Annotated in this window: 9 protein-coding genes and 1 tRNA gene; 3 read left to right on the top strand and 7 right to left on the bottom strand. The window is 30.7% G+C overall.

From position 1 onward, the window contains the following. Positions 1-10 precede the first annotated feature (10 nt). The 3 genes from BM238_RS04535 to BM238_RS04530 form a co-directional block, all read right to left on the bottom strand. Complete coding sequence (locus BM238_RS04535) at positions 11-712, bottom strand: ABC transporter ATP-binding protein (RefSeq protein WP_090078970.1); 702 nt, start codon at positions 710-712, stop codon at positions 11-13. Between the two features lie 21 nt (positions 713-733). Continuing rightward, positions 734-889: a hypothetical protein gene (locus BM238_RS14380; RefSeq protein WP_177205424.1), complete on the bottom strand. Its 156-nt coding sequence runs from the start codon at positions 887-889 to the stop codon at positions 734-736. A gap of 78 nt (positions 890-967) precedes the next feature. Then, positions 968-1041 (bottom strand) — tRNA-Arg (locus tag BM238_RS04530). Positions 1042-1088: 47 nt separating this feature from the next. On the opposite strand from BM238_RS04530, the gene BM238_RS04525 reads away from it, so the two are divergent. Beyond that, complete coding sequence (locus tag BM238_RS04525) at positions 1089-2135, top strand: ABC transporter substrate-binding protein (RefSeq protein WP_090078969.1); 1047 nt, start codon at positions 1089-1091, stop codon at positions 2133-2135. Between the two features lie 71 nt (positions 2136-2206). Beyond that, positions 2207-2851, top strand: coding sequence for a monofunctional biosynthetic peptidoglycan transglycosylase (mtgA, locus tag BM238_RS04520; protein WP_090078968.1), 645 nt, complete (start codon positions 2207-2209; stop codon positions 2849-2851). A gap of 5 nt (positions 2852-2856) precedes the next feature. Here the strand turns inward: mtgA and BM238_RS04515 are convergent, their stop codons facing one another. From BM238_RS04515 to BM238_RS04500, 4 genes are read right to left on the bottom strand one after another with little or no spacing between them, the layout of a single operon-like run. Next, positions 2857-3147: a hypothetical protein gene (locus BM238_RS04515; RefSeq protein ID WP_090078967.1), complete on the bottom strand. Its 291-nt coding sequence runs from the start codon at positions 3145-3147 to the stop codon at positions 2857-2859. After that, positions 3144-5648: an AsmA family protein gene (locus tag BM238_RS04510; protein ID WP_090078966.1), complete on the bottom strand. Its 2505-nt coding sequence runs from the start codon at positions 5646-5648 to the stop codon at positions 3144-3146. The genes BM238_RS04515 and BM238_RS04510 overlap by 4 nt, the downstream gene beginning before the upstream one ends. Before the next feature lie 11 nt (positions 5649-5659). Beyond that, the gene (recF, locus tag BM238_RS04505; RefSeq protein ID WP_090078965.1) at positions 5660-6739 is read right to left on the bottom strand and encodes a DNA replication/repair protein RecF; all 1080 of its coding nucleotides are present in this window, start codon (positions 6737-6739) and stop codon (positions 5660-5662) included. Positions 6740-6748: 9 nt separating this feature from the next. Then, entirely contained in the window at positions 6749-7501 is a 753-nt protein-coding gene (locus tag BM238_RS04500) for a UbiA prenyltransferase family protein (protein ID WP_090078964.1), read from the bottom strand. 102 nt (positions 7502-7603) lie between these two features. On the opposite strand from BM238_RS04500, the gene BM238_RS04495 reads away from it, so the two are divergent. After that, positions 7604-13471: an alpha-2-macroglobulin family protein gene (locus BM238_RS04495; RefSeq protein ID WP_090078963.1), complete on the top strand. Its 5868-nt coding sequence runs from the start codon at positions 7604-7606 to the stop codon at positions 13469-13471. Positions 13472-13555 lie beyond the last annotated feature (84 nt).

The following is a 13555-nucleotide window of genomic DNA, read 5'->3' as shown; positions in this document are numbered from 1 at the left end:
TTATTTGGGGTTAATTTTTTATTGTATACTGTTGAAAAGCCTCTTCCAAACTGGAAAATTTCCCTAAAAATTCTGAAACAAGACAATCCTGAATAATTTCCCCGTTATTAATTAAAATCACTCTCGTGCAAATTGCTTCTACTTCCTGCATAATGTGGGTGGAAAGTATAACGGTTTTTTCTTTACCAATTTCCCGAATTAAATTTCTGATCTCCACAATTTGATTTGGATCAAGACCATTTGTCGGTTCATCTAAAATTAACAATTCAGGTTCATGAATAATAGCCTGTGCAATTCCAACTCTTTGTTGATAACCTTTCGACAGTTGGTGGATTTTTTTTGAATTTTCCGGTGTTAAGCCAACAGCTTCTATAACGTGATCTATTTTATCTTTCGAAATATGGTGAATTTCTGCAACGAAACTCAGATATTCCTTCACAAACATATCTTTATAAAGTGGATTATCTTCCGGCAAAAAACCAATTTTTTGTTTGGCTTTTATTTCATTTAAGATAATGTCTTCACCATCAAATAAAATTTGTCCTTCGTCAATTTTTAAAGCGCCCACAATGCTTTTCATCAAAGTTGATTTTCCTGCACCGTTTGGACCCAGAAGACCGATAATTTCGTTACCGGAACTTTTTATGTTTATTGACTTTAAAGCTGTTTGCGAACCAAATTTTTTGGTAAGATTTTGAATATCGATCGTCATTTACAGCTATTATTATAAGAATTAATTACTAACCGGCGCCACTTCACCTGTATTCATCCCGCTAAAAAGTCCCGGGAAGAAGAAAGTTAAAACGATATAAAAAATGATCACAAATGCGATCACAGCAACTACGGCGATTAGTGCTTTAGGCGGTTTATTTTTATTTGAAGGTTCCATTTTTAATTATTATAAGGTAAATCTAAGAAAATATTAGATAAAAAAAAAGAAAACCAATTTCTTGATTTTCTTTTCTAGTGACCTCGACTGGATTCAAACCAGTAACCTCCTGAGCCGTAATCAGGTGCGCTATTCAGTTGCGCCACGAAGCCTTTGTTTTGAGTTTGCAAATATAAGACTTTTTTATTTTCTTTGGGAAATGAAAAAGTACTTTTTTATAATTATTTCTCTCTTTTTAATTTTCTCCTGTAAACAAAAGAATGAAAATTCTGTTGTTGGTTGGAATGTTATTTCTCAAAATGTTAGTTATCAAAAAGATAAGAAATTTTTTAGTTTGAAATCTGGGAGATTTTCTTATCAATTTAAAAATTCAGATTTACCTTTCAAAAAAGTAATTCTTTTAAACTCCAGTCTTTTGGGTTTCATAGAAGCCATAAATTCCGAAAATAATATCATCGCTGTTTCCAGTCCGGAATATATTTACAGTCAAAAAATTAAAAATTTAATCAAATCTGGCAGAATTCAGGATGTTGGAAATGAACAAAAATTTGATGTTGAAAAAATTATTTCATTAAAACCCGACGTTATTTTTACCAATTATGTTCCCAGTTTTGAAAACACCTATAATTTATTAAGAAAAAACAGTATCGAAATTATCTTTTTTGATGAATATTTAGAACAGGATCCTCTAGAAAAATCGGCTTACGTAAAAGTATTTGGTCAGCTTTTAGGTAAAATTTCTGAAAGTGAAAAGGTGTTTGGTGAAGTAAAAAGTAATTACGAAAATCTAAAAATTTCTGCTTTAAAATCAATCGAAAAGCCGCAAGTTTTAGTTAATGAAATGTATGGAAATGAGTGGTTTTTAGCCGGTGGTAAATCAAACTTGGCTCAATTTATTAAAGATGCAAATGCAAAATACATTTTAGAAGAAAATCCAGAATCAAAAGGCATTCCGCTGAGTTTTGAAGAAGTTTTTGTTAAAGCAAAAGATGCAAAATATTGGGTAAATGTCAGTGATCATTTAGCGAAGAAGGAATTATTACAGATCAACCGCAGCTATGCAAAAATGAATGTTTTTAACATGGGAAATCTTTATTCTGTCAGCGGCAAAACAAAAAGTAAATCGAACGATTATTTTGAAAGTGGCGTTTTTCGGGCAGATCTGGTTTTAAAAGATTATATTAAAATATTTCATCCAGAATTACTTCCAGATTACAATTTAACTTACATGAAAAAGCTGAAGTAAATCCAAATTTAACTTAGTTTTAAAAAATCTCTTTAAACGAAATTTCTTATTTTTGCCTTTCAATTTTATCTATGTGGAAATTTATTAAACGAATAGTTTACCTTTTAATTCTTGCAAATATTCTTTTCATCGTGTGGGGAAAATTCTTTAATCCACCTTTTACCTTAACGCAAATTGGTGGTTTAATAGAATACGGAAAATTAAAAAGAGACTATATTTCTGATAATGAAATGGGCACAAATGTCAAAAAAGCAGTTATTGCTTCCGAAGATCAAAAGTTTTTTTCTCACAATGGATTCGATTATACAGCGATCGAAAAAGCGCTTAAACATAACGAAAAAGGAAAAACGGTTCGCGGCGGAAGTACAATTTCTCAGCAAACGGCAAAGAATATTTTTCTTTGGCAGGGTAGAAGTTGGATCAGAAAAGGCTTAGAAGCTTTTTTTACCTTTGAAATTGAATTAATTTGGGGCAAAGATATAATTCTGGAACGGTATTTAAATTCAATAGAAATGGGACGTGGCGTTTTTGGGATTGAAGCTGCGTCACAATATTATTTTACCAAACCGGCAAAAGATCTTTCTAAAAGTGAAGCCGCCTGGATCGCTGCAATTCTTCCTAATCCGCAAAAATATGATCCGAAAAATCCGTCAGCTTATCTTTCTAAAAAGCACAAGTGGATCATGCGTCAGATGAACAATGTCGTTTTAAAATAATCTAATTATAATATCAAAAGATCAGCGATGTTTTCTGCACCTTCAAGCTCTTGGAATTTCTTTAAAAAGAATGTTTTTTTTAATCTAAGGTCATTTTTTAGAAGAGCAGATTTTATTCTTAAGATTAAAATTTTTTCCTTTAAATTAACGCTTTCGATCTCCTGAAACATAATATTGTCTAAGTAATCTTCCAAAAAATCTTTAATTCTTATTGCGGTCAATTTATCTTCAAAACCATAAATTCTGGCAAAAGATTTTACAAGTTCTGAACTCTGATATTCTCTTCGCTTTTTCATTTCTTTCTAAATATTTTCAGAATTCCTGATTTATTTTTGCTTTTTGGAGTATTTTCTTTCACTGAAGTTTGGTCCATTTTAGCATTATTTTCTGCATTTTCCTGATTGGTGTAAACTTTAAAAGTTGATTTCCCCGAAGCATCATCTTTTATTTTTAGGAATATTTTTCGACCGGCTTCATCAAATGAAATTTTTGCAGGTACTTTACTTGGATCACGTTTTCTAAGTTCAGAAAATGGCACAGAAATCATCATATCAGTTTGATTTCCAAAACTATAAACGCCGTCCAAATAGAAATTTAAAGCGCTTGTCTGTACTTCCATTCGTGGAATTGTAATATTTCCGTTCTTAATTTTAACATTATTAGTGATTGATCTAAAAGCAACATCTGCAAATCTTTTTTTACTGATGATGAGCGATAACGCATCTCCTAAAGGCACAAAATTGTGAAAATTTCCATTTTTAATGTTAAAATATAGATTTCCATCCAATGAATTTGGTGAAATTGCTGCTTCGGAATTTATGAAAAAAGCCATTTTGGTTTTCAGGTCAGCACGACCTTTTAACTGACTGGTTTTTAATGAATTGATTCCGAAATAATCAAACGAAGTTAGCAATGTCTGGAAATCGACATTAGCGACGTTAATATCTGTATTAATAGCAAATCTGTTATCGGAAACATTTAAGATATCTGAATTCGATTTAATAGTTCCTCCCGCAAAATTGACGCTCAAATTATCGCATCGAAGTCGTGGATATTCTAAAATTAAATTAGCTTTCAAGTTTTGAGCGCGAAGTTTTTTATAGATAATATCCTTAAAATCAATACTTATTCGCTGATAATTTTTATTAATATTATCTAAAATTAATTTTTTGGAATTGTTTGCTGTTTTCTTCGCATTTGGATTAGATAAATAGTTTATAAATTGGATGAAATCATCAATTTTTATTGTGTTACTATTTAATTTTAGATCTAAAGCATAATTATTTGTGTTGTAAAGTAAGAACGGGACAACATTTTTAATACTTCCGTTAACGCCAAAAATTGTTTTTTGATAAGTTGATTTTATATTTTGCAGTATAAGATCCTGTCCTTTAAAGATCATTTTTCCACTGTTGATGATTTTTTCTTTTTTAGTTTTAGTAAGTAGAAGATCTGTGTCATTTATTTCGATATATCCGTCCAGATCCGGCGCTGCCAAATCTTTTTGTAGATAACCGTTCATCTTAAAATCCAGTTTAAAAGTACCGTTTCCAAGTGCCAGTTTATTATTTTTTAAAACCTGGTTCAATTCCGTGCTTTGGCCTTCTGCGCCAGCTTTTAGAGAGATTTTAACCGTATCAATATTAGAAATCTTCACGTATGGACTAATTACTTTTATCCCCTGAATTTCAGTGGTAATATTCTGGAAAAATAATTCAGAATTTTCATCTGTGCAGGCTAATTTTGGATCAACCTGATTTAGAAAATGTCCGGTCAGTTTCGTGTTTTTCGGACTAAACCAAGGCAGTATAACATCATTTTCCTCCATTTTGTAGTCAAGTCTGACGTAAGTTTCCTGGTTTGGTAAACCTTTAATATTTGCTTTTAAATAAAAATCTCCATCAACTTTATATTTTGAGACCGCTTTTTGGATATTATTTGCCAATAAACTTGACGAAGTTGCAAAATCAGTTTTTTCGTTTATTATATTAAGTTGAAAAGTAAAAACTTTACCCAAATTAAAATAGCCTCCAAGATCAAAATTTTGATTTTTTATTTTAAAATTCGTCGCGTCCCAGCTTAATTTTTTAGTCTCTTTATCGTAAATTAATTTTGGTGAACTTACCAATGAAGCATTTTGAAGAAACGCGCCATTTTTTTTATTGAAAAGCAATTGTTTTACAGAAAGATCCATTTTAGTATCAATCACAATCTGATTCGATGATGGATCTAAATCTGCTTTTAAAGCATTAATTTTTGCCTGATAATTATTCCCCTTAATTTGATTAAAGATATGAACTGAAAAATTCGAAAAACTTATTTTATCAAATTTTAAGTCAAAACCTTCAGATTTTTTTTTGTCCTGGACTTTATCTTTTTTTGGATTTAATAAATAACTGTTGCTGTAAGAATTTGACAAAGTAAAAAGGTTGAATTCACCATCTTCAAGATTCAGATTTTTTATTTTAATATTTTTAGCTAAAAGTGCTTTTAAATCTAACGCAGCTGTGAGATTTCCAACCTTTAAAGTCTCAATATGATGCTGAACGAATAGTGAATCTTTTAAACTCAAATTATCCAGAGAGACAGCACATTGTGTAATATTTCCCGAGAACTGATATTTTAGATCGCCAATTTTAAAATCGCCATTAAGTTTTTCACTAATGTTTTTACTAAATTTTTGAAGTAATTCCTGTTTATGAGAATTGATATAAAAATAAAGTATTGCGTTAAAAGCGAGCAATAACACGATTAAAATCCCCAAAATTCTGAGGAAATATTTTAAAAATTTATTCATTTAAAATTTTATTAAATTTCGAAGATCTTACTTTCTTCGTTAATTTTTTTTACTACAAATTCCGTGCGCTCTTTGCTAGTATCTGTGATAAAAATTTGCCCAAAATGTTCCTTATTAACTAAATTGATCAGTTGAGAAACGCGTAGATCATCTAATTTGTCAAAAATATCATCCAAGAGTAAAACAGGCGTTTTTCCGGTCAGATTTTTTATTCTGTTCATTTGGGATAATTTTAATGCGATTAAAAAAGATTTTTGCTGACCTTGAGAACCGAGTTTTTTTATCAAAGAATTGTCCATCTCAAAAATCAGATCGTCCTTGTGAATTCCTTTAGAAGTGTAAGTCAGGATTTTGTCTTTTTCTAAATTTTGTATTAATAATTTTTTAAAATTTTCCTCTTCTAAATCAGATTGATAGATAATTTTAATTTCTTCTTTTCCGCCACTTATAATTTTATAATATTCCTGAACAAAAGGAGAAAGATTGGTTAAAAATTCTTTTCTTTTATTAAAAATTTCCGTTCCAAATTTGCTTAATGGTTCATTGTAAATCTCTAAACTATCAATATCAAAATATCTGTTTTTCGCAAAATCTTTTAACAAAGCATTTCTTTGCTGCAATGTTTTTTGATATTGGATTAAATTAAATAAATATGCGGAATCTGTTTGAGAAATCATCGCATCTAAAAATTTCCTCCTACTTTCCCCTGAATCTGAAATTAAATTTGAATCATAAGGCGAAATCATCACAATTGGCAGATAACCAATGTGTTCGGAAAGTCTTTCGTAGCTTTTATCGTTTTTTTTAATTGATTTTTTGCCTTCTTTTGGTAAAATTATTTTTAAAATATCTGTCTTTTCTAAACCAACAATTTCCGCTTCAATAGTGAAGAAATATTCTTCTTTTTTAATGGAATTAAAATCTGAATTCCCCAGAAAACTTTTACCGACGGAGAGATAATGAAGTGCATCTAAAATATTGGTTTTTCCCGCACCGTTATTTCCGACGAAACAATTGATCTGCGGGGAAAATTCAAAAGATTTTAATGAATGATTTTTAAAGTTTATTAAAGAAAGTTTCTGAATTATCATTTACCAAAATTACTTTAAAATCATCAAAAATAAAAGAGGTAAAAGACTGCAACTTTCTACCCAAAAGGAAAAATAAGTTTCCCTGCGTTTGGTTTCAGAGAAATAAATAACAATGAAAGTAAAAACAGAAGTTAAATAAATTGAAAAACAATATAAAAAATTTAGATATAAAATGCTGATAATTAAACTTATAAAAACAAAAATATAAGCCAGATATTTTGTGTTTTGTACGCCAATTAATTGCGGAAAAGTAATAACATCGTCCGATTTCATATCGCGGATATCAAAAGGTAAAACCAACGCTGTTATAAAAAGCCATGAGATGAAAAAAATCGGCCAGTGCATTTCCGGTAAGATCAGCCAGGAATTAATTAATGCCCAGGTTAAACCAACATAAAAAACCTTAAAAAGTGGAATTTTTCTGATATAATATTTTAGAAAAAAACTATCATATAGAAGTCCTATAAAAACGATGATTCCCCAGCGAACCAATCTTTCAAAATTGTGATTCTGTAAAATTAAAAACACTGAAATTAAGCCGCACAAGCAATTAAACGCCAAAATTTTAAATAATATTACTTTATTTCCCTGATACTTTGTGTAAACATAACCACTAAAATAAGTGATGAAAATGAGCAAAACTGTTGGAAATCGGAATATGTTTTGATGAAGCATGAAAAATATGGCGAAAGATGTTCCCATCAATGAAACGTACAATTGACTGTCGATTACGTATTTTTTACTTATTTTTAAAAAATTCATCGTTCAAAAATAATCTTTATGAAATCACCATCAAAGTCTTCGATCAAAAAATAGATTAAATTTGTACTTCGCAGTAACAAAAAGAAACTTAAAAAACAACCTATGAAATTACTTACCAAACTTGTCGCGGTATTAATTCTGACCCTCACTTTTTATCAAATTTCAGCGCAGGAAAAATACGATCTGCAATGGAAAAAAGTGCAGGACAATTATCAAAAAGGACTTTATAAATCTAATTTGCCTTTAATTTTAGACATTCAAAAACTTGCTATGAAAGATAATAACGCGGTTCAATTAATTCGTTCTTTGAAAGCAGAATTTAGTATCGTAAAGCAAACGCAGGATGATACGAAAAATAATTCTGCAAGTTTATTTTTTAAAAAATTACAAGAAGTAAAACCATCTTTGAAAGGCGCTGATGAAATGGTTTTCAATGTTTTGTTGGGGGAGTTTTTTCAGGATTATTTTAACCAAAACCAGTGGAAAATTAATCAAAGAACTAATTTAAATAGCCAGGATTTTTCTCAAATAGAAACCTGGTCGAAACTGGATTTTAAAAATTATTTATCAAAATTTTATCAGGATTTTGATAAACAGCAAAATTCTCTAGAAAAAATTAGTTTAAAACCTTACAAAAATATTTTCAGCGAAACCGAAGATTTAGAGTTTTTCCCAACTTTAGCCGATTGGAATTCATCCAATAAAATTGAGTTTTTGCAGAATAGTTCTTTCTTTACTAAATATGAATTAGATTTAAATAATGTTGAAATTTTAAAAATTTATGATCAGTTAATTGCTCAAAATCTAGGAAATACGAAACTTTATTTTCAACATCAAAAATTGAATTATTCCTGTGGATTCAATCAATGTAAAGATAGGTTGCAACAACTGGAAACGCTTTACAACTCTAATGAATCCGGCGATTACAAAGTTTTAATTTCACAGGAAATTATTCAAAATTATGAAGACAAGGAAGATTTTAAAACGGCTTTACGTTGGATCGACAAAGTTGAAAAGCAGTTTCCAAAATCAAAATATTTAAGCAATATTCAAAATCAGAAAAATTCAATTCTTCAACCTTCACTGACTTTTAAATATGAAAAAACATCGCAGTCGGAAAAGCCGATTCACGTAGTTGCAAGTGCGAAAAATGTGGAAGAATTTTCCCTAAATATTTATGAAGTAAAATCGGATTTTTATAATTTTCTAAAATTTAACCAACGAGAATATGATAAAAATTTATTTGGTCAAGTTCAGAAAACATTGATTAGAAAGGATAAATTTTCGCTTCCTAAATCTGATGATCATAAAAACCATTCGACTTCTCTGGAATTAAAATCGTTGCCACCGGGAATTTATCTGGTTGATTATGTGGTGAATAAAGAAATTGTGGAACATTTTTCTTTCATTGTAAGTAATTCAAGATTGATTTATCAGAATAAAAATGAAGAATTGTTTTCTGCAAATACTTTGAAGTTAGTCAGCCGGGAAAATGGGGAAGAAGTGAAAAATCATCCTCTGGAAATTTATCAGATTCAGGATAATCAGAAAATTGTGAAATCTGAAGTTTCTACCAATTCTACAGGTCAGTTTAAATTTTTAAACTCTAAAACTGACGATTATTACAGAACTTATTTGGTTCGTGATGCTAAAACCAATGATTTTAATCTTTTGCAGGTTTATGGAAATAACAGAAACCAGGACAAATCTACAGATCCTGAATTTAAAACACAGATTTTTCTGGACCGAGCCATTTATAGACCTGGACAAATCGTTTATTTTAAAGTCATAAATACAAAACTTGATAAAGGAAAGGAAGCGGTAGCAGCCAATTTAAAACAAAAAATAACTTTAGAAGATGCGAACGGTGACGAAGTTTCAAATCAAACTTTTACGACGAATGATTTTGGTTCTTACAACGGCAGTTTTACTTTACCTAATGGAAAATTAAACGGCGAATTTACTTTGAATGTTGAAGGAGAGGATGAAGACGGAAGGAAAGATTTCCAGGTTGAAGAATACAAGCGTCCAAAATTTGAAGTGACTTTTGAACCGATAAAAGGCGAGTATAAATACGGACAAACTGTTGAATTAAAGGGAAAAGCGATGATGTTTTCCGGGGTTGCTTTGAGTAATTCTACGGTAAATTATGAAATTAAAAAACAAAATATCAGATGGCGTTATTTTTCCTGGTTTCCGCGTGGAAATGATAATGAAAACTCAATTCTTGGCGAAGTAAAAACCAATGAGAAAGGAGAATTTACCATAAAGATTGACCTTAAAAAAGATGAAAAAATTGACGGAATTCAAATTGATAATTATGCAGTTAATGCTTCGGTAACGGATATCAACGGCGAAACGCAGTCTGCGAACGAGAATTTTAAAGTGTCATCTATTTCACATTACATTAATGTCGCAGATATTCCGGATACCTTTTCTGATGAAGATTTAAAATTAAAGGTTGAAACCAAAAATTATAATGATCAGGTTTTACAAAAATCTTATCATTTAAAATTATCAAAACTGACTTCTGAAAATCGCGTGATCAGGGATAATTTTAAAAATGATATTCAGGATTTGCCAGTATTTTCAAAAGAGGAATTTGTCGCAAAATTCCCACACGATTATTTTTCCAAAGAAGAGAAGAAAGATAGGGTTGAGAAAGTTTTGGTTGAAAGGATTCAAGAACCAAGAACCAAGAACCAAGATGAAAAAGCAAACTCAAATCTTGATTCTAATATCTTGAATCTTGGTTCTTTAAAAGCAGGAAAATACAAACTCGAACTTTATAATATAGAAGGAAAAGATTCCATTAAAACTGAAAAAACCTTCGAAGTTTTTGATAAAAAATCATTATCAGATTTACAAAAACCTTTCTTAAAAGTAATTCAGCCAAAAGCAGAATTTCAGCGAAACGAAAAAGCGAAAATCTTTGTTTATTCTGCGATTCCGGATACTTTGGTGAATGTTTTTGTACAAAATGGAAAAGGTGACACTTTTACGGAACAGAAGAAATTTAAAAATGGCGTTTTAGAATATAACGTTGATTTCCCGAAAGATGAAAGTATTAAACAGATGAATGTCCAGTTTCAGTTGGTGGCTTTTAATGATGTGCAAACAGAATCTGTGAATTTAAATATTGCCTCAGATAAAAAACCATTGCGCATAGAAACCGTGACTTTTCGGGATAAAATAGAACCCGGACAAAAAGAAAAATGGACGGTAAGAGTTTTGGGCGATGATAAAGAAAAAATAAATGCCGAAGTTTTGGCAAATATGTATGATATGTCTTTGGATAAATTTGCAGTTAATTCTTACTATTGGCAAAGTCTGCAAAATGATTATTTTAGAATGTCTAATTACGGCATTAATGAAGGTTTAAGTCAAGAAAATTATAGTAAAAGAATTCCTTATTTAAACAATTACAATATTGAAAAACCTGGTTTTAATTGGTTTGATGGATGGTTAATGTTTAGAGATTATGCTATGGAACAAGAACGAAAAGTTTCAGCACCAATGGCTTTACGCGCTTTATCTGGACAAGTTGCGGGTTTAAATGTTCAAAAAGATTCTGTCAATTCAAAAAGTATTGATGATGTTGTAGTAGTTGGCTACAATTCATTAAAAAAGAAAAATATAGAAAATTTAGACAACATTCCAGTTCGTCAAAATTTAAATGAAACCGCATTTTTCTATCCTAATTTAATGACCGACAAAGATGGAAATGTGTCTTTTGAATTTACCTCGCCGGAAGCATTGGCACAATGGAAACTTATGTTTTTGGCACATACAAAAGATGCGAGAAGTGCAACTTTAGAAAAATCTGTGGTGACGCAGAAAGAATTTTCTGTAACGCCAAATTATCCGAGATTTTTGCGTGAAGGTGATGAACTTCAACTGCAATCTAAATTGTCTAGTTTGGTCGATAAGCCTTTGAACGGAACGGCGCAATTGCAGATTTTAGATGCTTTTACAAATGAAGATATTTCTTCAAAATTTAATTTAAATAACATTCAAAAATCATTTGACTTAAAAGAAAATGGAAATTCTGTGGTCAACTGGACTATAAAAGTACCGAATAATGTAAGTTCAATTATTTTAAAAGTAGTCGCAAAAGCCGGCGATTTTTCTGATGGCGAACAAAAAGCAATTGCAGTTTTACCAAATAGAATGTTGGTAACAGATGCTGTTCCGATTTTTGTGAAAGAAGGACAAACTAAAACTTTTAGCATAGAAAATTTGACTAAAAATAATTCGACAACGATTCAGAATTTTTCTAATACTTTGGAACTCACAACAAATCCGATCTGGGAAATTATGTTTGCTTTGCCAAGTCTTAAAAATGACCAAAATAATTCGGCTGATGTGGTTTTCAATAAATGGTTTGCGGATGTTTTGGCATCAGAAATTTTTAAAGCCAATCCAAAATTGAAAACTGTTTTTGATGAATATCAAAGTAAAGGTTTGCTAAAAAGTAATTTGGATAAAAATCAGGAATTAAAACAGTTGCTTTTAGAGGAAACGCCGTGGGTTTTGGAAAGTAAAAATGAGGAAGACCAAATGGCGAAAATTGCCAGATTGTTTGATGCGAATACGATGAAAAATTCCATTAACGATGACTGGTCAGAATTACAGAAACTGCAAAATCCAGATGGTGGATTTTCCTGGTATTCCGGTTATCCGAGTTCATATTCTACTTCGTTGTATATTTTGAAAAGTTTGGGCAGAATTAATGTTTGGCTTAAAGGAAACGTAAAAGATTACCAATCTTCCGAGCAAAAAGAAATGGTTTCAAAACTGGTAAAATATGTTGATTCTGAAGTTGTTCGATACGGGGAAATCGATAAAAATGTGGTTAATAATTATGTTTTAGATTATCTCGACACACGAAATTATTGGGAAAAAGATTTCCCTTTAAAACAAAAAGGAACTGCGCTGAAAAACGCCGTAATTTTAAAAGCAAAGACTGAAAAAATAACAGATTTCACTTTCGTTGGTTTGCACAGATTAGCCATTTTATTTGATGATTATGGACTGAAAGATATTTCAAAAAAATTCCTGACTTATTTAAAAGAAACTTCCACGGAAAGTGAAACGCATGGAATTTACTGGAAACAAAACTTAAATGATTGGGGTTGGTTTTCTTCAAAAGTGGTGAATCAAGCAGGTGCTTTGGAAGCGTTTAATAAATTGGTACCAATCGATGAAAAAATGATTGAGGAAATGAAAATCTGGTTGATCACGCAAAAAGAAGTCAATTCCTGGGGAAGTTCGCGCGGAACGGCAGAAGTGATTTTTACAATTTTAAATTCAGGGAAATCTTGGACCTCTTCAGATTCTGATAAAGCAACAATTATTTGGGGCGGAAAAACGTTGGAAAATCCAGATGTGAAAGCAACGGGTTATATGAAATCTACCTTAAAATCTGATGTTTTAGATAAAAAATTAGGAACAGTCACGATTACAAAACCTGGCGCTAGAATTGTGCAAGGTGGTTTATTTTGGCAATATTATGAAGATTTAGGGAAAATAAAATCGTCTGAATCTTATATTTCAATAACAAAAGAATTGTATAAAAAAGTAAAAACCGTAAATGGTGAAGAATTGCAAAAAATTGATGGAAATTCGCCGTTAAAAATTGGCGATAAAGTGACCGTCCGAATGATCTTAAACACCGACAGAAGTATGGAATTTATCCATTTAAAAGATATGCGCGCCGCAGGATTTGAACCTTTAAATGTGATTTCTGGGTATGAATATAAAAATAATCTGGGTTATTATCAATCGACGAAAGATGCTTCAACCAACTTTTATATTCAATATATGCCGAAAGGAAAATATGTGTTTGAGTACGATTATGTTTGCAACGCTGCCGGAAAATTCTCAAATGGAATTACGACTTTGCAAAATTATTACGCGCCGCAAATGAATGCGCATACGCAAGGAACGAGTGTTGAAATCAAAGAGTAAAATCAAACTGAAATATTAATCAAAAGAAAATCGCTTCCAGAATTTGGAAGCGATTTTTTAATTTAATTTGAGGAACTGAAAAGA

Origin of the sequence: Halpernia frigidisoli, assembly GCF_900113805.1 — a bacterium.
Classification (GTDB): domain Bacteria; phylum Bacteroidota; class Bacteroidia; order Flavobacteriales; family Weeksellaceae; genus Halpernia; species Halpernia frigidisoli.
Note: the sequence above shows the minus strand (reverse complement) of the source record. Positions and strands in the feature narration are given on the sequence as shown.

What these genes read in the sequence shown, in the direction of transcription:
- recF (WP_090078965.1), bottom strand. Translation starts at nt 6,739, where the DNA reads ATGATAATTCAGAAACTTTCTTTAATAAACTTTAAAAATCATTCATTA.
- BM238_RS04495 (WP_090078963.1), top strand. Translation starts at nt 7,604, where the DNA reads ATGAAATTACTTACCAAACTTGTCGCGGTATTAATTCTGACCCTCACT.
- BM238_RS04525 (WP_090078969.1), top strand. Translation starts at nt 1,089, where the DNA reads ATGAAAAAGTACTTTTTTATAATTATTTCTCTCTTTTTAATTTTCTCC.
- BM238_RS04510 (WP_090078966.1), bottom strand. Translation starts at nt 5,648, where the DNA reads ATGAATAAATTTTTAAAATATTTCCTCAGAATTTTGGGGATTTTAATC.
- mtgA (WP_090078968.1), top strand. Translation starts at nt 2,207, where the DNA reads ATGTGGAAATTTATTAAACGAATAGTTTACCTTTTAATTCTTGCAAAT.
- BM238_RS04515 (WP_090078967.1), bottom strand. Translation starts at nt 3,147, where the DNA reads ATGAAAAAGCGAAGAGAATATCAGAGTTCAGAACTTGTAAAATCTTTT.
- BM238_RS14380 (WP_177205424.1), bottom strand. Translation starts at nt 889, where the DNA reads ATGGAACCTTCAAATAAAAATAAACCGCCTAAAGCACTAATCGCCGTA.
- BM238_RS04535 (WP_090078970.1), bottom strand. Translation starts at nt 712, where the DNA reads ATGACGATCGATATTCAAAATCTTACCAAAAAATTTGGTTCGCAAACA.
- BM238_RS04500 (WP_090078964.1), bottom strand. Translation starts at nt 7,501, where the DNA reads ATGAATTTTTTAAAAATAAGTAAAAAATACGTAATCGACAGTCAATTG.